This is a genomic window from Flavobacteriales bacterium, assembly GCA_030584065.1.
Lineage (GTDB): Bacteria > Bacteroidota > Bacteroidia > Flavobacteriales_F > PHOS-HE28 > PHOS-HE28.
In genome coordinates, this window is the sequence record CP129489.1 from 925,799 (window position 1) to 949,394 (window position 23,596).

The following is a 23,596-nucleotide window of genomic DNA, read 5'->3' on the forward strand; positions in this document are numbered from 1 at the left end:
TATGGCACTAGCCCGTTTCCTTTTTAAGCCGATCGAACGCCTCTTTCTCTGGTCCTCGGGTGCCGACATTGAGGTGTTGGACCAAGTTCCCACCGAGAAGAGCAAGTACTACGGTATTGGCGGCACTATAGTCTTCACGGCCTTGATGGCGAGCTTCGCTGGTGGCTATGCCTTCTTCACGGCCTTCAAGGATCCTGCGCTCTCTGTCTTCTTCGGCCTATTCTGGGGCGCATTGATCTTCAATCTGGACCGTTACATCGTCTCCTCTTTCGGCGTCGGCGACGGCAAACGCACCATATCCCGGCAAGAGGTGCTGGAGGCGGCGCCCCGGTTATTGATGGCTGCATTGCTGGGTTTCGTTATCGCCACGCCGCTCGAACTCAAGTTGTTCGAGGGAGAGATCGAAGCAGAGGTGCAGCAGCAGGTAGCTCTTGCGAACAAGCGAATTGAAGGAAATTATGATCTCGCGAGCGATAAACAACTTGTGCTGTGGAAATCAGAGTTGGCTGACATTTCCAACCGGCTTGCCAATATGCAGAATGACGAGGATAGGAAGCGAGTTGAAAGGGATTCTGCTGATTCTGCTCAAGAAAGGGAGTGGGTTTACGGTTGCAGTCAGCACCCGCCCGGAAAGGGCCCCCACCATACCGAGCTGATGAGTAGATATATCGCAAAGAAAAGCGAGTACGATGCCCTGTTGGTGAAGAATGCGCCTATACAAGACGACCTAAGGTCCAAGCAAAGTGCACTGAACGCTAAGGCGGAGAAGCGGGAAACCGATCTTTTGAAAAGCAGTCAAGCAGATATCCATGAAGCCGATAAGAGCCGCGGACTTATGGCAAGATTGGAGGCCTTGGGTTCACTCACCCAACGCAGCGCCGCCATTTGGTGGGCCAAGTGGCTGATCACCCTGCTGTTCATCTTCGTGGAGATCGCCCCGGTCCTGTTCAAGATGATGACCGAGCGCGGACCCTACGACGACATCGTGGAGCAGAAGAAGTACGAGGTGTTGCTCAACCAGCAGCTACGTCGCTCCAAGCTGAATGAGGACGCCAACGCAATGCTGAAGGCGAACCGCAACAACCAGGAGGAGTTCCTTCAAGCCGAGATGTTGAAGAACCGGGAGATGCTCCAGCTGATCGTAGAGGCGCAGAAGGAGATCGCGGCGGAGGCGATCAAAGCTTGGAAGGAGGAGCAGAAGGAGAAGATGAAGGACAACGTGGCGAACTACATCAGGACGAACGGTACGGGGCAGAATCTGGCATGATGCAATATGTGTCCCGTTGTGCCGCTGCCTCAAGCCCGGACAAGTCCGGCTAAAGCGGAGCACCCGGCCCCGCCCTCATCCGAGTAGCGCGGCCGGGCGCAGCCCGTTGATCGTATGTCATGGAGGGCGGGGACACGCCCCGCTCACTCACACCTCCGCCTTGCTCTTCCTCGCCTTCCCGTTCCCGTTCGCCTTCTGCTCTTCCTTCGCATCCACGGGCTTCCGCAGCACGATCTTCCCATCGAACACGTCGATCACTTGCGGCTTGCCGGTCTCGAGCGTGCCCGCGATGATCTGCTTGCTCAACTCGTTCAGCAGCTCCTTCTGGATCATGCGCTTGATGGGGCGCGCACCGAACTGCGGATCGAAGCCGGTGGTGGAGATGTGCGCGATCAGCTCCTCACTGGGGATGAGGTGGATGTCCTTCTCCTCCAGCTTCTGCAGGAGCATGTGCAACTGCAGCTTCACGATCTCACGCACATCCGCCTGGCTCAGCGGACGGAACATGATCAGCTCGTCCACGCGGTTCAGGAACTCGGGACGTACGGTCTTGCGCAGGAGGTCCATCACTTCGCGCTGGGTCTTCTCCACCACGGCGTCCACATCCTTCTTCTCCAGGTTCTCGAAGTTCTCCTGGATGATGTGTGAGCCGATGTTGCTCGTCATGATGATGATGGTGTTCTTGAAGTTCACCACGCGGCCCTTGTTGTCGGTGAGGCGGCCATCGTCGAGCACCTGCAGGAGGATGTTCCACACGTCGGGGTGGGCTTTTTCGATCTCGTCGAGCAGCACCACGCTGTAGGGCTTGCGGCGTACGGCCTCGGTGAGCTGGCCGCCTTCGTCGTAGCCCACATAGCCCGGAGGCGCCCCGACCAGCCGGCTCACGCTGTGGCGTTCCTGGTACTCGCTCATGTCGATGCGCGTCATGGCGTGCTCGTCGTTGAACAGGATCTCGCTGAGCGCCTTGGCCAGCTCCGTCTTACCAACGCCCGTCGTACCCAGGAAAATGAAACTGCCGATGGGGCGGCGTTCATCGCCCATGCCGGCTCGGTTGCGGCGCACGGCATCCGCCACGGCGCGCACGGCCTCATCCTGGCCGATCACACGCTTGTGCAGCTCGTCCTCCAGCTTCAGGAGCTTGGTGCGCTCGGCCTCCAGCATGCGGGTGACGGGGATGCCGGTCCAGCGGCTCACCACGGCGGCGATCTCCTCCACGTCCACCTCCTCCTTGATCATCTTGCTCTCGGCCTGCAGCGCGAGCAGTTCCTGCTTGGCGCTCTCCAATTCCTTCTCGGTCTCCTGGATGCGGCCGTAGCGGATCTCGGCCACCTTGCCGAAGTCGCCCTCGCGCTCGTACTGCTGCGCCTGGTGCTTCAGCTCCTCGATCTGGTCCTTGGCGCTGTTGATGCGGTCCACCAGCTGGCGTTCGCTTTCCCAGCGGGCCTTGAAGCCATCGCGCTGGCCGCTCAGTTCGGCGAGCTCCTTGTTCAGTTCGGCCAGCTTGGCCTCGTCGTTCTCGCGCTTGATGGCCTCACGCTCGATCTCCAGCTGCATGATGCGGCGGTCGATCTCGTCGAGCTCCTCGGGCTTGGAGTTGATCTCCATGCGCAGCTTGCTCGCGGCCTCGTCGATCAGGTCGATGGCTTTGTCCGGCAGGAAGCGGTCGGCGATGTAGCGCGTGCTCAGCTCCACGGCGGCGATGATCGCGGCGTCCTTGATCAGCACCTTGTGGTGGCTCTCGTACTTCTCCTTGAGGCCGCGCAGGATCGAGATGGCGTCCTCGCGGGAGGGCTCGTCCACCATCACTTTCTGGAAGCGGCGCTCCAGGGCCTTGTCCTTCTCGAAGTACTTCTGGTACTCGTTGAGCGTGGTGGCGCCGATGCTGCGCAGCTCGCCGCGTGCCAGGGCGGGCTTCAGGATGTTGGCGGCGTCCATGGCGCCTTCGCCACCACCCGCACCCACCAGGGTGTGGATCTCGTCGATGAAGAGGATGATGTTCCCTTCCGAGGCGATCACCTCCTTCACCACGGCCTTCAGGCGCTCCTCGAACTCGCCCTTGTACTTGGCGCCGGCGATCAGCGCGGCGATGTCGAGGCTGAAGACCTGCTTGCCCTTGAGGTCCTCGGGGATGTCGCCGCTGACGATGCGCTGCGCGATGCCTTCGGCGATGGCCGTTTTACCCACACCGGGCTCACCGATCAGGATCGGGTTGTTCTTGGTGCGGCGGCTGAGGATCTGCAGCACGCGGCGTATCTCCTCGTCGCGGCCGATGACCGGATCGAGCTTGTTGTCCTTGGCGAGCTGGTTGAGGTTCTTGGCGTACTTGTTCAGCGCGTTGTAGGTCTCCTCCTGGCTCTGGCTGGTCACCTTGCTGCCCTTGCGCAGCTCCTTGATGGCCGCGATCAGGTCCTTTTTAGTGACGCCGTTGTCCTTGAGCAGCTGGCTCACGGTGTCGCCGCTGTCCAGGATGCCGATGAGCATGTGCTCCACGCTGGCGAACTCATCGCCGAACTCCTTCAGCGCGGCCAGCGCCTTGGTGAGCGCATCGCTGCTGTAGCGGGAAAGGCTGATCTGCCCGCCGCTCACCTTGGGGTATTGCCCGACGATGCGGTCCAGCGCCTGCGTCATCGCGGGCACGTTCACGTTCATCTTCTTCAGCAGGAAGGGGGTGACGTCGGGGTCCACCTCCAGGATGCCCTTGAGCAGGTGGCCGTTCTCGAGCATCTGCTGGCCGTATCCGGTGGCGATGGTCTGCGCCTGCTGGATGGCCTGCTGGGAGCGGACGGTGAATTTGTTGAGGTCCATGGGGTTCGGTCTTGTGGTCGTTGCCAATCACTGCGAGCGCAGCGAGGAAGGCTTGTGGGCTTCTTGGGACGCTCCCGGCTCATCAACCCCCGCTCCGCGACAAAGCAACGGCGCTTTTGACAGGTGAAGTTCGCATGCGATGCCAGAAAGTCTTAGGCAGGCAGGGCTTTCCTGCAGCTTTGGCTGAAACAATGGCGGAATTCTCGCACGCCCCATCGCATCCCCGAGGCAACGGATCGGCCACGAGGGATATCTTCACCCTGAGCAATCCGTTGGCAATCGGCATGAAGGCCCCTTTCGTCTGCTGGCTCACCCTTGCGCTGAGCATCCCCGTGCTCGGGCAGGACCATTGGGCCCGTCGCGTGGGCGCTTGGAGCAACGATGCCTTCAACGATGTGGCCCGCGATGCATCGGGTGCCTATTACGTGGCGGGGGAGTTCGGCGGCAACATCGACCTGGGGGCGGCCACGCTGATCTCGCAAGGGAGCCTGGATGCGGTGGTGGCGAAGTACACGCCGCAGGGTGCCCTGGTGTGGGTGCGCACCTTCGGCGGCCCGGGGCTCGACCGGGCCATCAAGCTGGAACTCACGCAGGACGGCCAAATCGCCGTGGTGGGCCAGTTCATGGGCAGCGTGGACTTCGGCGGAACGGTGCTGGCATCGCAGGGCGGCACCCAGGATTGCTTCGTGCTGAAGATGGCCCAGGCCGATGGCGCAATGGCATGGGTGCGGACCGGCGGCAGCCCGAACGGGGTGGACCAGCCGAACGGGGTGAGCGTGGGACCCGACGGCAGCATCGCCGTGGCCGGTGAGTTCAGGGGCACGGCGGTCTTCGACCAGGGAGCCCTCACGAGCCTGACGGATCCGGTGACCGGGCTTCCCAGCGTGGACATCTTCCTGGCCACCTACGCGGCGGATGGCACGCCCCAGTGGCTCAAGCACGGCGCCGCCGAGTTCGCCGACCGGGGCATGGATGTGGAGCATGACCTGGAGGGCAACGTGTACCTCACCGGGCAGTTCACCGACACCCTACTGCTCGACGGCGTGGAGCATCCGAATGCCATGTACAGCGCCATCTTCATCGTCCGCTACGGGCAGGGTGGGGCGGAGGAGTGGTTCAGGGTGTTCGGCGGCGGCACCTACAACCAGGTCTTCGAGATGGTGATGGTGGAAGCCGGTTACCTCCTGCTCGTGGGCGACGTGCAGGGTACGGTCATCTTCCTCGATAGTGAGCCCGACCTGTTCACGGCCGTTGAGCCGCGATCCTCCTTCCTGGTGAAGGTGGGCTTCGATGGCGAGCTCATCGCGCAGACCACCTGGGGGAGCGAGTACCCCTTGAGCACCCGGGCGCTCTCCATCCAGGGCGACGACGTGGCGGTGCTGGGGCGCTTCACCTGCCAGTTCACGGGCTTCGTGCCCGAGTATGGCGAATCCAGCTTCCTGGCCACCGGCGCGAACGACCTCTACGTGGCACGCTTCCAGCTCTCCGACCTCGATTTCAAGCAAGCGCAGCAGTTCGGCGGCCAGGGCGACAAGGCACCGGGCGGCATCGTGCACACACTGGACGAGGACGTGGTCTTCACCGGCTCGTTCGAGCGGCTGCTCGTTTTCCCCTCGGAACCCGGATTCGAGGCCAGCCCGACGGGGCCCTTGATGGTTGCCGGCGCGCCGGTGGGCTATTGCGCCGATGAGCAATATGCCTCCTATACCGGCCTGCGCGGCATTGCGCTGCGCGATGCCTTCATCGCCAAGGGATTCATCGGTTCGCGCGAGCCCTACGACCCCTACCAGCGCGAGGGTGCCGCGTGCGACCGCGCCATCCTGCCGCCCGTGATCCGGAATGGCTTCGACGGCGAGCTGGGTCCTGATTCCCTGCGTCGGTGCAACAGCGCCATCCTCACCGCCTACACATTCACCGCCTATACACCCGATACCGCGCAGCGGCACAACGCGCCGGATTACCGCTTCCTCTGGAACAACGGGGTCACCGTGCCCTCCATCCTCGCCACGCAAACGGGCTGGTACTGGGTGGAGGTGCGCATCGGCGAGGGCTGCTACTCCTGGCGCGACTCGCTCTACCTCACCGTTGACCCGCTGCCGCCCCAGCCCTGGGTCAACGACGATGTAGTGGTGAACACCGACGCGGTGTCCGCCACGCCCGTCAACGTGTGCGAGCCCGACCAGCCGTGGCTCTGGGCCTCCAACCTGGTGGCCGGCAATCAGGTGCAGTGGTTCGGCCCGGGCGGGCTCACCGCCTTCGACGACTCCATCCAGGCCGTGGCCACCGGCAACTACGTGGTGGTCACCACCACGCCCTTCGGCTGCCAGCGCCAGAATGCCGTGAACGTGATCATCCATCCCAACGGCCCCCTGCCGCCGCTCGAAGCGCTGCTCGACCTGAGCTACCCGCAGGACGACGACCTCGACGATACCCTCCGCCTTTGCCTGGGCACGGCCATCGCACTGAGCACGCAGGCATCGCTCTTCCTGAATGGCCAGCCCACGGGATTGCCCTATGCCGTGCGGACCCTTAGCGATTGCTCCGGCAGCGGGAACTGGCTGCCCATCCCGGGCAACGGCCTGGCGTTCGACTGCTCGTACCCCTTCACCGCCGAGGGCTGGTACACCCATCGCGTGGGCTTCGCGGTCACCAATGCGCCCTGCGGCGAGGACACCCTTTACTTCACTGCCCTCGACAGCATTTATGTGATGCCGCTCTCCGTGGTGGAGCCGGTGATCGCGCTCAATGGTCCGGCCTTTCTCTGCCCGGGCGACACGGTTCCCGTGGTCGGCACCTGCCCCAACTGCACCAGCACCTCGTGGACCGGAGGAGGGTTGGCCTACACAGCCGGCGATACCGCATGGATCATCGCCGCCGGCAACATCACCTTCGGCGGCACGGCCGTGAGCCCTGACGGGTGCTCCGAGAGCGGTTCCGCGTCGATCCTCGTGCAGTGGAATCCGCTGCCCACGCTGCTTGTCGATCCCTCGGACGCCATCATCTGCCCCGATGATTCGGCCACCATCTGGACGGATGCGCCGGGCTCCCAGTTCCAGTGGTTCGGGCCGCTGGGTCCGCTGGGCATCGACAACGACACCATCACCACCTCGCAGCAGGGTTTCTATTACCTGGAAATGGTGGACGCACTGGGCTGCCTGGTGACAAGCCAGCCCATCCTACTCACCGACTACGCCACGCCATTCCTCAATGTGCTGCCCGACAACGTACTCTGCGAACCCGGGGAGACGGCCACCCTGCAGGTGGTGACCACCAGCACGGCCTCCCTGGTGTGGGAAGCCCCTTTCGCCGGCAGCAACGCCCTGCAGCAGGTGGTGTCCGCGCCGGGCATCTACACCTGCTCGGTGAGCGCCTGCGGCATCACCACGCCCCTGAGCGTGGAGATCTTCGGCAACACGGCCAATGCGGAACTGATGGAGCCCGGTCCCTTCACCCTTTGCCCCGGTGAGGAGGTCATCCTTCAAGCGCAGCCCGGCCAGGTCATCTACTACTGGGAGCCCGGTACCATCTTCCTGCCGCAGATCACCGTTAGCTCCACAGGCCTCTATCTGCTGGTGACCAGCGATGCCAACGGCTGCCGCGATTCCCTGTGGACCGAGGTGTACGTGCTGCCGCCCTACGCCGCACTCGAGCTGGTGGATACGGCCTTCTGCCAAGGCGATCCGCTGGTGGTGACCGCCACCGGCGATGCGGAGATCACCTGGTACGGCGATGCAGCGCAGACCATCGTGCTGGGCACCGGCGGCACCCTCGACCTGGGCACGGCCACCGCGCCGCTCACCATCTGGGTGGAGCAGGTGGTGGGCCAATGCGGCAGCGGGCTCCTGGAACTCGATGTCCAAGTGAGCGCACCGCCGTCGCTTCCGGTCATCATCGGCCCCCCCGAGGTCTGCGCGGGTGATTCCGCCAGCTGGTCGGTTGCCGGTGAGGCCGCGCTCATCGAGTGGTCTGCTCCATGGGGCTCCTTCACGGGCGACACCTTGTTGAACGCGGCGGTCGCCGAAGGTGATGGCGGCACCATCACCGCAACGGCCACCAACCCGGGCTGCCCTGCGGCAAGCGCCTCACTGCCCTTCGTCGTCAACCAGCCTCTGCCGTTCTCCATCGGTCCGGATACGCTGCTCTGCGCAGGTGGCACCGCGCAATACCTGCTGCCGGCCGGCTTCGTGCAGCCACTATGGCACGATGGCTCCTCCCAGCCCTTCCTCAACAGCAGCGCCCCGGCCATCGTCATCCTCCAGGCCCGTGATGCCAACGGCTGCGCTGTCAGCGATACCGCCTTGGTGAGCGCATTCGCCTTCAGCCAACCCATGATAGCCGCCGGCGCCACCATCTGCCTCGGCGCCGATGCGGTGCTCACGGCCTCCGGGTCCGGTGCCTTCGCCTGGTTCAGCGACGCGGGCCTCACGGACCTGGTGCATTCGGGCGGCGCATTCGCCATCGCTGCTCCGCAGGACAGCGCCGTTTACTACGTCACCCAGAGCGAGTGGCTATGTACCTCCGCGCCGCAGGCGGTGGCACTCCACGTGGTGCCGGTGCCCTCGGATGCGGAGCTCACCGGTCCCTCCAGCGCCTGCCTCGGGACACCGGTGCTCCTCGAACTCAGCGGAACGGGAGCGCTCTCCGGCGCTTGGGTCACACCGGCCGGCAGTCACGCCGGCACCGCGCTGCTCATCGATGCGGTGGCGCTTTCCGACTCCGGCACTTACACCGTGCTGCCTTCAGTGGGGCCTTGCTTGGGCGAACCGCTGACCATCACGCTTCAGGTGCTGGTGCCGCAGCCGCTGCACCTTGGGCCCGATACCGTGTTCTGCGAGGGCGGAACCCTCACGGTGGCGCTGCCCCCGGGATTCGGCGCGCCGGTCTGGAGCACGGGCAGCACGGCTCCGGTGATCGTGGTGGACCAGCCCGGCACCTACGCCGTGGAGGCCACGGATGCGCAGGGCTGCAGCGTGGCGGAGGCCATCACGGTGGGTACGGTCGGCTGCGACCCCGTTCTCCCCAACATCATCACGCCCAACGGCGATGGCGTGAACGATGGCTGGGGCCTGCCGCGCGGCGGATTCGTGGGGGCCCTCCTGCGCGTTTACAACCGCTGGGGTCAGCAGGTATGGGAGGGTGACCCCATCCTGCGCCGGTTCGCCGGCCATCACGCCAATGGCGATCTCCTGCCCGATGGAACCTACTACTACGAGCTGCTGCTCACGCGGTCCGATGCGGAGGTGAAGGCGCACACCGGCTACATCACGCTGCTGCGGTAGCCGGACTGCCCTTGGAGCCAGGGCCATGGAGGGGGGAGGCCGTCGTTACCTGAACGGAAACGCCTGTGCAACGCCATGCGGCTACATTCGCCAGCGTCCATGCACGCCGACTTCGCGCCCATCGCCGCGGGCGACCGCCCGGCCTTCGAGGCGCTCTTCAGGGCCCACTACCGGGCCTTGTGCGCCTTCGCCATGGGCTACCTGAAGGATATGGACAAGGCGGAGGACCTGGTACAGGACCTCTTCTTCCGCCTCTGGCTCGACCGCGAGCAGGTGAATGTCACCACCAGCGTGAAGGCCTATCTCTATGCGAGCGTCCGCAACCGCTGCCTCAACGCCCTGAAAGCCGGCGCCCGGGTGCGGGCCTTGACGGAGGACATCGATGACCGGGTGCAGGATGACGGGCACAGCGAGGATGAGCACACCGAGCGCATCGCCCGTGTGCAGGCCGCGATCGAAGCGCTGCCGGAGGAGCGCCGCAAGGTGTTCAAGCTGAGCCGCTATGAGGGGCTCAAGTACTACGAAATCGCACAGCGACTCGGCATCAGCGTGAAGACCGTGGAGAACCAGATGGGCAGCGCGCTGAAGGCCCTGCGCATCGAATTGAAGGACCTGGTGCCCTTGCTGCCCTGGCTGTTCGGGCTGGGCGAGGGTGGGGGATAGGGGTTTCCGGCGGATCGGTTGTCATCAACAGGATATATGGATCACAGCGGCATCGATAGCGACCTCCTGGCCCGGTACATCACCGGTGAAGCGGACCCGGCGCAGCGCGCCCGGGTGGAGGAGTGGGCCGCGGCCAGTGCCGACCATGCCCAAGAGCTGGAGCGGATGCGGCGCATCTGGGGGTGGGGCGCCGAGGCGGAGCCCGGCCCCGGCGCTGATGTGGACACGGCATGGTCGAAGCTGGAGCAGCGCATCGCCGGTGAGGAAGGCCGCGGACGCGTCATGCCCATAGGAGGCGGGGGCGGCGGGCTGCGCCGCTGGGCCGCAGCGGCAGCCCTGGCGGGCGTGCTGCTGGCCGGTTGGTGGCTGCTGCAGCCCGGAACGCAGCGCTACGTTGCCGATGCGGCGGCAGTGGATGCCCGCCTTACGGATTCGAGCCGGGCGGTGCTCTCACCGGCCAGTGCGCTGGCCGTGCGCATGGGGCGGCAGCGCCGGGTGGAGCTCAGTGGCGAAGCCTACTTCGAGGTGGTGCGCGACACAGGTCGGCCCTTCGTGGTGGAAACGGATCACGTGGTCGTCACCGTCCTGGGCACCGCCTTCGAGGTCAGCGCCTACGACACGGCTGCCGTGGTGCGCGTGCGCGTGCGCAGCGGCCGGGTGCAGGTGGCTGCCGCTGGCGATACCATCACGCTCGCCGCCGGGCAGCATGCGGTCTTCCACAAGCACCGTCATGTCCTGGAGCGCAGGCCCGCCCCGCCGGCCGAAGCGTGGGGCAACCGCATCCTCCAGTTCGAGGAAGCCAGCCTCCGCCAGGTGGCCGAGCAGCTGCAGCGGTCCTATGGCGTCCGCATCGCCTTGCGCACCGAAGCCATTGCGCGGTGCACCCTCACCGCGGAGTTCGACGATGAGCCCATCGAGCGCATCCTCGCGGTCATCGCGGACACCTTCGGACTGGAACTGACCGGCAGCGGCCGCGAATTCGCACTCGATGGCGAAGGGTGCTGAGCGCTGGCCGTCACCGCGCTTCGGTCTCCTCGTGGTGCTGATGGCCGCAGCGCATGCCCTTTCGGCCCAGGCCATCCTGCAGCGGCGCATCACGGTCCATGCCGAGTCCGTCCGGCTCTCCACTGCGCTCACCCTCATCGCCAAGGAGGGCGGCTTCCGCCTCAGCTACAACGCGGCGGTAGTGCCGGCCGACAGCACCGTCACCATCCATGCCGTGGACCAGCAGGTGGGCGAAGCGTTGGATCGCCTGCTGACTGAGCGCCTGCGCTGGAAGGAGAGCGGTGGCCACCTCATCATCACCGGGCCTTCCGGGCGCAAGCAGCGGTTCCCCGCAGCCGGCAGCGTATTCGACCGCTCTTCGGGCGCAGCCATCGCACGGGCCACCGTGATGGAGGCCCGCCGGAGCAACGCCGTGGCCACCGACGACCGCGGCCGCTTCACCATCACCCTCAGCGGCGAGCTGGAGCGTACGCCCCTGGTCGTATCGCGCCACGGCTATCGCGACACCGTGGTCTTCGTCGCGCTAGGTATGCCTGCGGGCCGCATCGGCCTTCAGCCCATCGACGGCCTCCAGCGCATTGAGCCCATCTGCGCCTTCGACCGCTGCGGCGTGGAGGACCTGGGCATGACCCGCCTGCTGGTGCCCGCGGCGCGCATGGACCAGGCCGCCAACCTGGCCTATGCCGAGCGCCGTGTCGCGCAGATCTCGCTCATCCCCACCGTGGGCACCAACGGCCCCATCAGCGGGGCGGTCATCAACCGCCTCTCCTTCAATGTGCTCGGCGGCTATGCCCGAGGCGTGGAGGGCGTGGAGATCGGCGGCGGCCTCAACCTGCTCAGCCACGACCTGAGCGGGTTGCAGGTGGGGGGCTTGGCCAATCTGGTGGGCGGCAGGGTGGAAGGGGCGCAGGTGGCCGGCGCCATCAACCACAGTATGCGCTCGCTGGAGGGCCTGCAGCTCGCCGGCCTGGGCAACACCGTATGGGACACGCTCACCGGCGTGCAGGTGGCGGGCGGCGTCAACGTGGTGAAGCGGGGCATGACCGGCACCCAGATCGCCGGGGCCGCCAACGTCGCCTTGGGCGACCTCAACGGCGTGCAGGTGAGCGGCGGCGTCAACGCGGCCACCGGCGCGGTCAACCGGACGCAGGTGTCCGGAGCGGTCAATCTTGCCCGCAGCGTCAAGGGGGCGCAGGTGAGCGGCGGTGTCAACGTGGCGCTGGGCGAGGTGGGGGGCGGTCAGGTGGGCTTCGCGGCGAATGTCGCCCAGCGCGTCACCGGCGGCCAGGTCTCCTTTGGCGTCAATGCGGCACCGGGCGAAGTCAGCGGCGGCCAGGTGGGCTTCGCCCTCAACTACGCAGGCAGCGTCACGGGCGGGCAATTCAGTTTCGGCGCCAACGTGGTGCCGGGCTCCGTGAGCAAGGGCCAGGTGGGCTTCGCGCTCAACTATGCCGGCAACGTCACGGGGGGGCAGTTCAGCTTCGGCCTCAACGTGGTGCCGGGAACTGTGCACGGCGGGCAGGTGGGCGCTGTCAACGTCGGGCGTCGCGTGCACGGCGGGCAGGTGGGCTTCATCAACCTGAGCGACTCCCTCTCCGGAGGCGCGGTCGGCCTGCTCACCTTCTCGCTCAAGGGGTACCACCGCATCGACGCGATCACCGGCGATGCCCTGCCATTGAGCATCCAGCTGCGCACCGGCACGCGCGTCTTCCACAATATCATCGGCTATTCCCCTGCGGTCAGCGCCGATGGCCGATGGAGTTTCCTCTACGGCTTCGGCTTCGAGCCGCGTTTCGGGCAGCGCTTCTTCGCCAACATCGACCTCACCGCCGAGCAGGTGGTGGAGCAGCGCGCCTGGGTCGATGCGGTGAACATCCTGGGCCGATTCAGCCTCGCGCCGGGCGTGCGCTTCGCCGATCGGGTCGTCCTCTTCGCCGGGCCCGTGGTCAATCTGCTGGTCACCGATTGGCGCGATGCCGACACCGGTACGCACCTCAGTGCGCTGCCCCCGGGCCAACCGCCCTACCAACGGCGGTCGGGTACCATCCTCGTCAACGGGTGGTGGGGCTGGAAAGCAGGCGCCGGGGTGATGTTCTAGGGGGCATCAGGTCCTGCACCGCAGGGAGGCGTTCCGTTTGACCGCCGCTGGGCATGGCGGCTAGCGCGGGTGGCACGGCCTTGCGATCACGGCCTGCGGCGGATGACCGGTTCAGCGCAGGCATCCGCTCGTTCATGCCGCTCCATGCGCAGTGCGGCATGCCCGCCGGGCACTTTCGCGGCGCTTCGGGGCAACGGTCGGTCACGTGACGGAAAGTGAGCAGGGGAGTGGGGGTATCGCGCCATGCGCTTGTCACAATCACAACAAACGCGATCAGTATGTGCACCACCCACCGTTCCCTCCTTTCGGCCCTCGTCTTCCTCGCCGCCGCCCCGCTCATGTCACAATCCGCCGATGATGCGCCCATGCGCACCCTGCTCGGAGGCGACCGCTCCCTGCACCACGGCGGCTGGGGCGCGCCCACGGCACACCACACACGGGTGCTCGATCAGGATGCGCTGCTGCTCGGCGCACGTGGTGGCTGGATCATCAACCACCGCTTCACCTTGGGCCTTGCCGGCCACGGGTTGGTGACGCGCGTGCAGAGCGAGGCCTACGATGCGCACCTTGTCGCCCGCGGCGAGGCCCTGCGCCGCGCCAGCAGCCTGGAGATGGGATACGGCGGACTGCTCCTCGAACCCGTCATCGCCTACCGCTCGCCCATTCACATCGCCCTGCCCATCATCATCGGCGCCGGCGGGGTCACCTACGATTACGCGCCCCAATTGCCAGACGATTTCGACCCCCTTGTCCAGCGCACCGCGTATGATGCCCAGGCCTTCTTCGTCGTCGAGCCCGGCATCGAGTTGGAGATGAACCTCATCCCCTTGGTGCGCATCGGCGTCGGTGCCAGTTACCGCTACACCAGCCAACTCGACCTGCCCGCTACACCCAAGGATGCCCTCCACGGCCTCAACGCAGGCCTCACCATCAAGGTCGGCTGCTTCTGAGCGCTGCGCTGAAGCCGCCCATCCCATGGTACCGCCGTCCTTCATCCGCAGTTATCCGAAGCGTAACGCAGCGCCCCCTGCCGGCGTCCGATGCCGGCACCAACACCACAAGCACCACCCGCTCATGCCCATCCTCCTCCGCACCGCCATCGCCGCCGCCGTCCTCCTGCTCGGCCAGGCCCACGCCATCGCCCAGCCGCAGTTCCAATCGGTGCGCGGCACCATCACCGATGCCGACACCAGACAGCCGCTCATCGGCGCCACCGTGCTGCTCGTGGGCAGCGACCCGCTCATCGGCGCCACCAGCGACTTCGATGGCCGCTTCACCCTCAGCCAGGTGCCCGTGGGCCGCATCGCCCTGCAGGTGCGCATGCTCGGCTACGAGGAGCAGGCCCTCGGCAACCTCCTGGTCAATTCCGCCAAGGAGCTTGTGCTGGACATCCGCCTGCAGGAGTCGCTCGTCAGGCTCCAAGAGGTGGAGGTCACCGCCGGCAAGGGCCGTGGCGAGGTGCGCAACGACATGGCCATGCTCAGCGCCCGCCGGATCAGCGTGGAGGAGACCTCGCGCATCGCCGGCGGCATCAACGATCCCGCCCGCATGGTCACCGTCTTCCCCGGCGTCGCCGGCGACCCCGTCGGCAACAACACGATCGTTGTGCGGGGCAACTCCCCCAAGGGCGTCCTCTGGCGCCTGGAGGGCATGGAGGTCCCCAATCCCAACCATTTCGCCGACGATGGCACCACCGGCGGGCCCATCAACGTGCTCAACAGCGACATGGTCGACAACAGCGACTTCTACACCGGAGCCTTCGCCGCCGAGTACGGCAACGTCACCAGCGCCGTCTTCGATATGAAGCTCCGCGACGGCAACGACCGCAAGCGTGAGTACACCCTCAAGGCCGGCGTCCTCGGCACCGATCTCACCGCCGAAGGGCCGCTGCCCGGCATCAAGGGCGGCTCCTTCATCGCCAATTACCGCTACAGCACCCTCGCACTCCTCGATGCCGCCGGCATCGTAGACTACCAGGGCGTGCCCAAGTACACCGATGCCGCATTCAAGCTCAAGCTCCCTGCGGCGAAGGCCGGCACCTTCTCCCTCTTCGGAATCGGCGGGCGCAGCAGCATCAGCCAGCAGGACCGCGGCGTGCAGGACGATACGCTATTCGCCACCAGCGAGTACGGCTCGCGCATGGGCGTGGCCGGCCTCACCCACACCCTCCTGCTCGGGTCCAGCAACTTCCTCTACAGCGCGGTGAGCATCAGCGGCAACGGCAGCGGCAGCGAGTACTTCGAGTCGCCCGCGCCCGGCGAGGACCCCTTGGCCCTCCGTCATGAGGACGACAATGCCCGGTGGACCATTCGCGCCTCCACCACCCTCAACACCCGCATCAACGCCGCCCATAAGCTCCGCTCGGGCATCATCGTCTCCGCCGATCGCTTCCGCATCTACGCCAACACCTGGGACCCTGCCGATCAGCGGATGGAGCTCAACCTCCTCCAGAGCGGCAGCGCCACCACTGTCCAGGCCTTCACCAGCTGGAAATGGCGCATCAGCGAGCAGTGGTCGCTCACCAGCGGACTCCACATGCTCCACTACGCCCTCAACGGCAGCACCAGCGTGGAACCACGCGCTGCCATCCGCTACCAGCGCACCCAGGCCCGCGCCTTCACCCTCGGCGCAGGCCTCCACAGCCGCACCGAGAGCCTCATGAACTACCTAGCCCGCGCCACCGACGCCCAGGGCCGTGCCACCCAGCCGAATCGAAGCATGGGGCTCTCCAAGGCCCTGCACGCCGTGGCCGGCTACGAGCACATGCTCGCCGAGGACCTTCAGCTCAAGGCCGAGGCCTACTATCAGTACCTCTTCAATCAGCCCGTGGAAGATGCCGCCGGAAGCGCCTTCTGGCTCGGCAACATGCAGGAATGGTACACCACCAAGCCTCTCGTCAACCGCGGCATCGGCTACAACGCCGGCGTCGAGCTCAGCATCGAGAAGTTCTTCACCCGTGGCTGGCACGCCCTTGCCACTGCCTCCGTCTTCGAATCGCGCTATCGCGCCCTCGACGGCACCTGGTACAACGCCCGCTTCGGCCTCGGCACCGTCGCCAACGCGCTCGCCGGCAAGGAATGGAAGGTCGGTGCTGCCGATAAGAACAAGATCCTCACCACCGGCATCCGCTACAGCGTCCAGGGCGGCCAATGGCAAACGCCGCTCGATCTCCAAGCCAGCATCGCCGCTGGCTACCAGCAGGAGGGAAGCCCCCTTATGGGCCGCAAGGGCTTGCCCATCCACAAGGTCGACATGGTGCTCGCCTACCGCATCGGCCGCGCCAAGGCCAGCCACGAATTCAAGGTCGATGTGCAGAACGTCCTCAACGCCCAGACCCCCGTGTGGTACTGGTACAATGGCCGCCACCGGCGCATCGACCCTGTCAACCAGCTCGCCGTCCTTCCCGTCCTCCAGTACACGCTGCGCTTCTGAGCCCCGCGCAGGACTTCAAAGAGCAAAGAGAAAGGGCCCCGCAGGGCCCTTTCTCTTTGCTCGGTTGGACCGAGTGGCCTCAGCCGCGCCGGAAGAACATCCGCGTGATGAAGATGCCCTGGCCGTCCTTGTCCCCCGCATCGCTCTCCACACCGCTCGTCACGTGCACCAGCACCCAGCCATCTGCGGCCATCTTGTTGATCTTGTCGGAGATCATGGCATCGTTGCTGGCGATGTTCTGGAAGTTGATGCCGGCGCCGCTGAAGAAGTTCAGCAGTTTCGTCTCCTTGAAGCTGTCGATCTTCAGGTCGCTGCGGTCCACATCGCCCTGGTCGCTCTTCTTGCCGTCCGTCCGCACCGTGGTGGCGGCATCCACGTTCACTTCAGAGGTGCTCTCGATCATCCGGGATCGGCCGATTCCCATGGGGATGATGCTCTCGATGACGGTGAGGACCTTGTACTGCTGGGCGCTCAGGTCCAAGGTGAGGCCCAGGCCCAAGGCAAGGAGTAGGGGAGTGCGTTTCATGGTGTTCTGTTGCTTGTAGCGCAAAGCAAGCATGCTCCGCCGTTCAGAGCGGCGGGAATCCGCATGAACGGCAGTGCGAAGGGGGCGAGCGGCGATCCGCAGGCCTCAGAGCACCCGGCGGAGCATGCGCAGCTTGTGCGTGTAGCGCGCCTCTTCGGGATTGTAGATGCCCTGATGGTCCAGCTTGTCGATCCGCACGCGGCCGCTGCTGTGGATGATCCGCAGGTCGTCCTCCTCGTTGCGCGTGAGCACGATCCCCACATGCACGATGCGGCCCTCCTCATTATCGAAGAAGGCCAGGTCGCCGGGCTCACAGAGGTCCAGCAGTTCCACCACATCGCCCTCGGCCGCCTGCTGGCTGGCATCGCGAGGCAGGTAGATGCCCATCAGGATGAAGATCATCTGCACCAGCCCGCTGCAATCAACGCCCCATGGGGTGCGGCCGCCCCACAGGTAAGGTGCGCCCAGGAAGGGGTGCAGGTACAGCTCCAGCAGGTCGGCCCTTTCCAGGTCGGGGCGGTGGTTCGTCACCGCTTGTACCGGCACGCGGTGGTTCTGCCACAGGATGGTGCCATCCGCATAGAACGGGAGCACGGCGCCGTAGGTGAGCGGCACCTGGCGCTCCCCCAGGTCCACGATGGTGCTCTGGTCGATCACCCGCAGGTCGGGGTCGAAGTTGGGCGTGGGGCAGGGGAGGATCTGCTTGTGGTCAACCCAGCCCTCGTAGCCGTCATGGTCGAACCGCAGGCGGCTCCATGCACCGCGTGTGTCCAGCACCTGCGCGGTCTCGCCGAATAGCCATTGCGACACCATTTCGGAGCGGTCACTCGGCTCGGCGCGCACTGGAACGATGGAGAGGGGGCAGATGACGGAATTCATGGGGAGGAGCGAGCTGATGGGTTGGTGCTTGGCGGATGGTGATGGCTTCGGTCCGTCGCACGCCGTGAGGGATTGCGCAACATGTGCGGGCCCATGGGCGCTTACAGCGCCTCGATCACCATCGCGCTTGCGCCGCCGCCGCCGTTGCAGATGCCGGCTGCGCCGTACCGGGCGCCGTTCTGCTGCAGCACGCCGATCAGCGTGACGATGATGCGCGCGCCGCTGCAGCCCAGCGGATGGCCCAGGCTCACCGCGCCGCCGTTCACGTTCACCTTGGCGGGGTCGAGGCCCATGAGCTTGGTGTTGGCGATGCCGACCACGCTGAAGGCCTCGTTCAGCTCAACGTATTGGATGTCGCTCAGATTCAGGCCCGCCTTCTCCACCGCACGGGGCAGCGCCTTAGCCGGGGTGGTGGTGAACCACTCGGGCGCCTGCTCGGCATCGGCGTAGCTCAGCACGCGCGCCAGCGGCTTCAGGCCGAGTTCCTTCGCCTTGTCCGCGCTCATCAGCACCAACGCGGCCGCGCCGTCGTTGATGGTGCTTGCGTTGGCGGCCGTCACCGTGCCGTCCTTCTGGAACACGGGCTTCAGGCCGGGGATCTTGTCGAAGCTCACGTTCTTGTATTCCTCGTCCTCGCTCACCACCACATCGCCCTTGCGGGTCTTCACGGTAACGGGCACTACCTCCTCCTTGAACCTGCCTGCAGCCCAGGCGGCAGCGCTGCGCTTGTAGCTCTCGATGGCGAAAGCGTCCTGCTCCTCGCGGCTGATGCCGTGCTCCTTGGCGCAGAGCTCGGCGCTCACGCCCATGGCAGTCTGGTGGTACACGTCCGTGAGGCCGTCCTTCACGATGCCATCGATCAGCTGCCCATGGCCGTAGCGATAGCCGTAACGGGCCTTCTCCACATAGTAAGGGGTCTGGCTCATGCTCTCCATGCCGCCCGCCACCACCACATCGGCATCGCCGAGCAGGATGTCCTGGGCGGCCATCATGATGGCCTTCATGCCGCTGGCGCACACCTTGTTCACGGTGGTGCAGGCCACTTCGTTCGGCAGTCCGGCGAACCGGGCGGCCTGGCGCGCAGGTGCCTGCCCCAGGTTCGCCTGCAGCACACTGCCCATGATCACTTCGTTCACCTGGTCGGGGGCGATGCCGGCGCGCTCCACAGCGGCCTTCACGGCCGTGGCGCCCAATTGGGTGGCAGGGACTTCGGCCAGGCTGCCTCCGAAGGAGCCCATGGGCGTGCGTACGGCGGAAATGATGACGACTTCGCGGGCCATGTGATATCGGGTTGGGATTGAGGCGGCGAAGGTACCGAGCGCATCCATGCGATTGGCGAACCGAAGAGCCTCCTATATTTGCCCCCCGTTCGCGGGAGGAAGTTCTTTGGGGCAGAATCCACGGAGAGGTGGGTGAGTGGCTTAAACCAGTAGTTTGCTAAACTGCCGTACGGGTTAAACTGTACCGGGGGTTCGAATCCCCCCCTCTCCGCAAAATCACCAAAGCCCCTGTAAATCAGGGCTTTGGGATTTTTTTGCCGGACTCTTTCCGGTCCGAATTAGCTCCTCCTCAGCTCCTCGACATGGACAGAAGCCATGAACGAGGAGCTGAGGAAGCTGATTGAGTCCCTGCAGCGGACGCAGGACTATCGCCCGGCCTACCTGAGCAAGGGCAAGGAGTGGATGATCTGCTACTACGTGACGCACCCCGTCCGCGGGGTGCGCGTGCGGAAGAAGGAGATGCTCAACCATATCCGCGATCGTGCCGAGCGCTTGCGCTTCGCCAGGCGACGGATCCGGGAGCTCAACATCGCCCTGGCCCTGGGATGGTCCCCGTTCGACCCGGGCCGCGACATGCGAGGGGCGAAGCCATTGGCGAAGGCCTTCGAGGAGTTCCTCAAGGCCAAGGAGCGCGAGCGGATCCGGCCCGACAGCATGCGGTCCTACACCAGCATGGTGGGCATCCTGCGCGAATGGGCCTCCCGCAACGGGCTGGGGGCCATCGGGGTGGGGGAGTTCAGCTCCTCCCACGCCAGGCGCTTCATGCAGGACAGCTACATCGACCGGGAGCTCTCCCCGCGGTCCTTCAACAACTACCACACCTTCTATGTCACCCTGTGGAACTGGCTCCGTGAGCATGGCTACTTGCGCGAGAACGTCTTCCATGGGATAAAGAAGAAGCGGCTCGACCCCGATGGGTCCCAACGGCGATCCCCCAGCATGCATGAGCGGGCCCAGATCCGCGCCTACCTGGAGCGCGAGAACCCGAGGTTCTTCGCCTTCTGCCTGCTCTGCTTCCACTGCGGGATCCGGCCCAAGGAGGCATTCATGCTCAAGCCCGAGCACTTCAGCATCCCCGGCCGGTTCATCCTGGTCCCCGGATCGGTGGCCAAGAACCACCGCACCCAAGGCGTGGCCATCCCGGAGGTCATGGTGCCCAACCTGGAGGGCCTGCGCCTGGAGGGGCAGTCCCCGGAGCACTACGTGTTCAGCACGGGCTTCGAGCCCGGACCCAAGCTCTGCTGCTCGCGTGACAGCGGCCGCGCCTGGACGCGGATGCGCCAGGCCATCGGCCTGGCCAAGGAGGTCACCATGTACCAGCTCAAGCATGCCGGCGGCGAGCAGCTCAGCCGCGACGGGGTGGGAGAGGTGGACTTGATGAACCACCTCAGGCACCATGACCTCTCGGAGACCAGCACCTACACGCGCCGCACCTACAAGATGGGCGTGCGCGATGTGCTGAAGAAGGCCTCGCGCTTCTAGGAGCAGCCCCTCATGCCCACCAGGGCCGCGAAGGCCGCGAAGGCCGCGAACATGGCCGCGAAGAAGGCGTATTGCTTGCTCGTGCGCGCGATCTCATTGGCGGCCCTCATCTCCCGGATGCTCTCCTCCGCCGACCGGGCGCTGATCATGGCAGCCGACGCGCTCTGCTCCGATGCCAACGCCGACCGCCTCGCCAAGGAAATGGTCTCCTCCTGTGCCTCCAGGGTGCTCTCGAGCAGCTTGTCATTGAGATTGGTGCGGGTCAAACGCTGCGCGATGCTCGCCGTGACGCCGTTCTCGGATGCTTCAATGCCGAAGCCGCTCAGCCGGTACCCTCTGAATGGGACCTGGTAGTTGCGTTCGGAGTCGATCCGCCATTGTATGTGGATACTTCTCCCCCTGGCCTCCTCGAACATGCCCTCCTGCCTCAGGCGATACAGTATGCGGCTCACGAACGCCTTGCCCTCCTGCCCTTTGTACCGATCAGGAAGGATGTCATCAATCCAGAGGGTCGGACCTTCGGTCCGCATGGCCTGTAGCAGACCGGTGGCGAACTCGTCATCGGATTCGTCGTCCATGGGTGCAAACGGTATCTCAATCCGAAAATAGGCACTCCGGGGTATCTTACCGCTCAAGATGGAAGCCAGGCATCCTCGATATCCCAATTGGGCGCTGAAGCTCTTGGCGTGGATCATCGCCCTGGTGTGAGCGAATGGTGTGGCTCATTAGCAAGCTGGATCTCTAATCACCGACCATGGATAAGGCCAACTACGGTGCCATCAGACAAGGGTACCAACCTCCGCACCTGCGGGAAAAGTTCGCATTGTTCATTGATGAATCGGGACATGCGCACCAATCGAATGTCGACGCGAATAACGCCTTCCTCACGGTTTGTGGAGTTCTGTTCTCTAAAGACGATTACGGCCCCTTCAAGAGCTCGTTCAAGAGTTTGAAGCAGGACGTATTCGATTCAGTCGACGTGGTCTTCCATTCAAGGGATATCAGGAAGCGCCAGGGGCCCTTCAGAAGGCTGCATGACGAAGCAATCAATGAGCTTTTCGTGACTAGGATGAACCGGGCAATATCAGAATCCAGGTTCACTGTGGTGGCCACAGTGATAGATAAGAGGGAATTCTCGAGGAACTACCCATTTAGTACGTTTGACGTATACGTGATAGCGTTGGAGATGATTATGGAAAGAGTCCTGTATAGGTTGCAGAAGAAGGGGATCTTACTTTACAACAAATCTGTCAAGATTATAGCAGAATCAAGAGGTAAAAACGAAGATAAGCTTCTTCTTGGTGCGTACAATAAGATTGTTGACACTGGTAACAAATACAACACTCCCGAAAGATTCCAGTCATTGTTTACTGGGATCACATTCAAGCGAAAGTCAGAACGAATAGACGGGTTGGAATTGGCGGATTTGTGCGCCTATCCGATAAGCAGGCATGTTCAGGATCCGTTAGTAAGCCACCCATCATTCCCAATTATTCAACCCAAACTACTTCGGACGATCAAGCACGGGTATAACGCTGGAATCAAGCGATTTCCACCACCTGGTACAACCAGGTCGGGATGGTATCCATAGCCCCTAAAAAACAAGAGTCCAGTCGATACATGACCGACCGAACCCTTGCCGACTGGGAAACCCCTGTCCGGGTGTAAAAGTAGTTGCTATGTAGCCGAGAACATAACTGAGTCAATAATTTATCAACACGGTTTGAACAGCGGTAGAATGACTAATGTATCAGAATATGAGCATGTTACGAAGAAGGATGTTGAAGCCATTTCATTAGAGAGGCGATGTCCTGGTGAGGCCTTCGGGCCCTCACCCGCCGAAATGGCGACTCATATGCGGGCTGGATTGGTAGGGGAAGTCGGCAGCTGTGTTAGGCCAATAATTTATTGGTCAAGAACCCGGACCGTACCCGGACCGATTTGCCTGCTCCCAACGCACAACTGAACGTCAGATCACGCGGTAAACACTAGGCCGGAATCTCTGTGCGGCATGGTGAGGCATTCCCCCCCTCTCCGCCAAGCTGAAGCCGTCCATCGCAAGATGGGCGGCTTTTCGCTTCATACCGTTCGGGTGGAGCGTCTGCAAGGGTGTGCCTGGGAGTTCGCGCCATGCAGCGGCCGGCCGCATCGTCCAGGGAGGGCACCAACCTGTGAGCAAGGAGGAGGCGGCCCATGGAACTGGAGCCGGCCGATGCCGAGGCGCGGCCCGAGGCATCGACAGCCTGGTCCGTTCCTTTGGCTACCCGGCGCCCTTGCGGCGCGCTCACGCTTGGTGTTTTATGTCCAGAGGATTAGACCAAGGCGCTTTTCCCCTTCCTTTGCGCCCCGCTCGGGGCGTAGCGTAGCCCGGTATCGCGCCTGGTTTGGGACCAGGAGGTCGTCAGTTCGAATCTGGCCGCCCCGACAGGATGAAGGGTCAACCGATGGTTGGCCCTTTGTCATGCGGAGCTGTCGCAGAGGCTTGGGTAAGGATGGCGCATCCATAGGGCCGCTCTCGGCAGAATCCGCTCATCGTGGAGGTGTTTGCGCCCTACGGCCGAGCGCTCGTGCGCGATGCGCACCTTTGCAGGCTCCGGGTCCCGTAGCTCAGCTGGATAGAGCACCTGCCTTCTAAGCAGGCGGCCGTTGGTTCGAATCCAACCGGGATCGCATCGTGCGCGGATGGCGGCCGTTGAGACCTGACCGCGCAGCGGCCCCGTCGACAAGGTTATCAACACCCGTGCGCCGCCATTCAACAAGGGCGGCTTGAGCCTGCATGCCGGGAACCGGCCCGGGAACCGGAACTTCCATCGGATCCTCAGGGTGACTGGTCGAAATGTTGATTTCCAGCGGGTTCCACTCGCGTATGCCCCTTCGGCC

General features: G+C 64.4%; 14 protein-coding genes and 3 tRNA genes. 12 read left to right on the top strand and 5 right to left on the bottom strand.

The window, feature by feature from the left end:
- Nucleotide 1 precedes the first annotated feature (1 nt).
- The gene (locus tag QY325_03965) at nt 2-1,267 is read left to right on the top strand and encodes a DUF4407 domain-containing protein (GenBank protein ID WKZ67088.1); all 1,266 of its coding nucleotides are present in this window, start codon (nt 2-4) and stop codon (nt 1,265-1,267) included.
- A gap of 147 nt (nt 1,268-1,414) precedes the next feature.
- On the opposite strand, the gene clpB is transcribed toward QY325_03965, so the two are convergent.
- Entirely contained in the window at nt 1,415-4,072 is a 2,658-nt protein-coding gene (gene clpB / locus QY325_03970) for an ATP-dependent chaperone ClpB (GenBank protein ID WKZ67089.1), read from the bottom strand.
- 284 nt (nt 4,073-4,356) lie between these two features.
- Between clpB and QY325_03975 the strand changes: the two genes are divergently transcribed.
- From QY325_03975 to QY325_04000, 6 genes are all read left to right on the top strand, one after another.
- Nucleotides 4,357-9,351, top strand: coding sequence for a gliding motility-associated C-terminal domain-containing protein (locus tag QY325_03975; GenBank protein ID WKZ67090.1), 4,995 nt, complete (start codon nt 4,357-4,359; stop codon nt 9,349-9,351).
- A 99-nt stretch (nt 9,352-9,450) separates the two neighbouring features.
- Nucleotides 9,451-10,014 (top strand): RNA polymerase sigma-70 factor, encoded by a 564-nt coding sequence (locus QY325_03980; protein ID WKZ67091.1) that lies wholly within the window; start codon nt 9,451-9,453, stop codon nt 10,012-10,014.
- 36 nt (nt 10,015-10,050) lie between these two features.
- Entirely contained in the window at nt 10,051-11,019 is a 969-nt protein-coding gene (locus tag QY325_03985; protein WKZ67092.1) for a FecR domain-containing protein, read from the top strand.
- Entirely contained in the window at nt 11,003-13,117 is a 2,115-nt protein-coding gene (locus QY325_03990; protein ID WKZ67093.1) for a hypothetical protein, read from the top strand. Before QY325_03985 ends, QY325_03990 begins: the two co-directional genes overlap by 17 nt.
- A 365-nt stretch (nt 13,118-13,482) precedes the next feature.
- The gene (locus tag QY325_03995) at nt 13,483-14,067 is read left to right on the top strand and encodes a hypothetical protein (GenBank protein ID WKZ67094.1); all 585 of its coding nucleotides are present in this window, start codon (nt 13,483-13,485) and stop codon (nt 14,065-14,067) included.
- Nucleotides 14,068-14,191: 124 nt separating this feature from the next.
- Nucleotides 14,192-16,549, top strand: coding sequence for a TonB-dependent receptor (locus QY325_04000; protein WKZ67095.1), 2,358 nt, complete (start codon nt 14,192-14,194; stop codon nt 16,547-16,549).
- 79 nt (nt 16,550-16,628) lie between these two features.
- Here QY325_04000 and QY325_04005 read toward each other — a convergent pair whose 3' ends face one another.
- The 3 genes from QY325_04005 to QY325_04015 form a co-directional block, all read right to left on the bottom strand.
- Complete coding sequence (locus QY325_04005) at nt 16,629-17,075, bottom strand: hypothetical protein (GenBank protein WKZ67096.1); 447 nt, start codon at nt 17,073-17,075, stop codon at nt 16,629-16,631.
- 105 nt (nt 17,076-17,180) lie between these two features.
- Nucleotides 17,181-17,954, bottom strand: a complete 774-nt coding sequence (locus tag QY325_04010) for a C40 family peptidase (GenBank protein ID WKZ67097.1) — start codon at nt 17,952-17,954, stop codon at nt 17,181-17,183.
- Nucleotides 17,955-18,055: 101 nt separating this feature from the next.
- A complete protein-coding gene (locus QY325_04015; protein WKZ67098.1) occupies nt 18,056-19,234 on the bottom strand; it encodes an acetyl-CoA C-acyltransferase in 1,179 nt (392 codons plus the stop codon).
- A gap of 122 nt (nt 19,235-19,356) precedes the next feature.
- On the opposite strand from QY325_04015, the gene QY325_04020 reads away from it, so the two are divergent.
- Both QY325_04020 and QY325_04025 read left to right on the top strand, forming a co-directional pair.
- Nucleotides 19,357-19,445: transfer RNA gene (locus tag QY325_04020), tRNA-Ser, on the top strand.
- A 104-nt stretch (nt 19,446-19,549) separates the two neighbouring features.
- Nucleotides 19,550-20,716, top strand: a complete 1,167-nt coding sequence (locus QY325_04025) for a site-specific integrase (protein ID WKZ67099.1) — start codon at nt 19,550-19,552, stop codon at nt 20,714-20,716.
- On the opposite strand, the gene QY325_04030 is transcribed toward QY325_04025, so the two are convergent.
- Complete coding sequence (locus QY325_04030; GenBank protein ID WKZ67100.1) at nt 20,713-21,294, bottom strand: hypothetical protein; 582 nt, start codon at nt 21,292-21,294, stop codon at nt 20,713-20,715. The two genes, QY325_04025 and QY325_04030, sit on opposite strands and share 4 nt — an antisense overlap.
- A gap of 176 nt (nt 21,295-21,470) precedes the next feature.
- Between QY325_04030 and QY325_04035 the strand changes: the two genes are divergently transcribed.
- The 3 genes from QY325_04035 (at nt 21,471) to QY325_04045 (ending at nt 23,386) form a co-directional block, all read left to right on the top strand.
- Entirely contained in the window at nt 21,471-22,307 is an 837-nt protein-coding gene (locus tag QY325_04035; protein ID WKZ67101.1) for a DUF3800 domain-containing protein, read from the top strand.
- A gap of 760 nt (nt 22,308-23,067) precedes the next feature.
- A tRNA-Pro gene (locus QY325_04040) sits at nt 23,068-23,141 on the top strand.
- A 171-nt stretch (nt 23,142-23,312) separates the two neighbouring features.
- Nucleotides 23,313-23,386, top strand: a tRNA-Arg gene (locus QY325_04045).
- Nucleotides 23,387-23,596: the final 210 nt, after the last annotated feature.

Excerpts from the sequence above, each read along its gene's own strand:
- QY325_03965 (WKZ67088.1), top strand. The coding sequence starts at position 2 with ATGGCACTAGCCCGTTTCCTTTTTAAGCCGATCGAACGCCTCTTTCTC.
- clpB (WKZ67089.1), bottom strand. The coding sequence starts at position 4,072 with ATGGACCTCAACAAATTCACCGTCCGCTCCCAGCAGGCCATCCAGCAG.
- QY325_03975 (WKZ67090.1), top strand. The coding sequence starts at position 4,357 with ATGAAGGCCCCTTTCGTCTGCTGGCTCACCCTTGCGCTGAGCATCCCC.
- QY325_03980 (WKZ67091.1), top strand. The coding sequence starts at position 9,451 with ATGCACGCCGACTTCGCGCCCATCGCCGCGGGCGACCGCCCGGCCTTC.
- QY325_03985 (WKZ67092.1), top strand. The coding sequence starts at position 10,051 with ATGGATCACAGCGGCATCGATAGCGACCTCCTGGCCCGGTACATCACC.
- QY325_03990 (WKZ67093.1), top strand. The coding sequence starts at position 11,003 with ATGGCGAAGGGTGCTGAGCGCTGGCCGTCACCGCGCTTCGGTCTCCTC.
- QY325_03995 (WKZ67094.1), top strand. The coding sequence starts at position 13,483 with ATGCGCACCCTGCTCGGAGGCGACCGCTCCCTGCACCACGGCGGCTGG.
- QY325_04000 (WKZ67095.1), top strand. The coding sequence starts at position 14,192 with ATGCCCATCCTCCTCCGCACCGCCATCGCCGCCGCCGTCCTCCTGCTC.
- QY325_04005 (WKZ67096.1), bottom strand. The coding sequence starts at position 17,075 with ATGAAACGCACTCCCCTACTCCTTGCCTTGGGCCTGGGCCTCACCTTG.
- QY325_04010 (WKZ67097.1), bottom strand. The coding sequence starts at position 17,954 with ATGAATTCCGTCATCTGCCCCCTCTCCATCGTTCCAGTGCGCGCCGAG.
- QY325_04015 (WKZ67098.1), bottom strand. The coding sequence starts at position 19,234 with ATGGCCCGCGAAGTCGTCATCATTTCCGCCGTACGCACGCCCATGGGC.
- QY325_04025 (WKZ67099.1), top strand. The coding sequence starts at position 19,550 with ATGAACGAGGAGCTGAGGAAGCTGATTGAGTCCCTGCAGCGGACGCAG.
- QY325_04030 (WKZ67100.1), bottom strand. The coding sequence starts at position 21,294 with ATGGACGACGAATCCGATGACGAGTTCGCCACCGGTCTGCTACAGGCC.
- QY325_04035 (WKZ67101.1), top strand. The coding sequence starts at position 21,471 with ATGGATAAGGCCAACTACGGTGCCATCAGACAAGGGTACCAACCTCCG.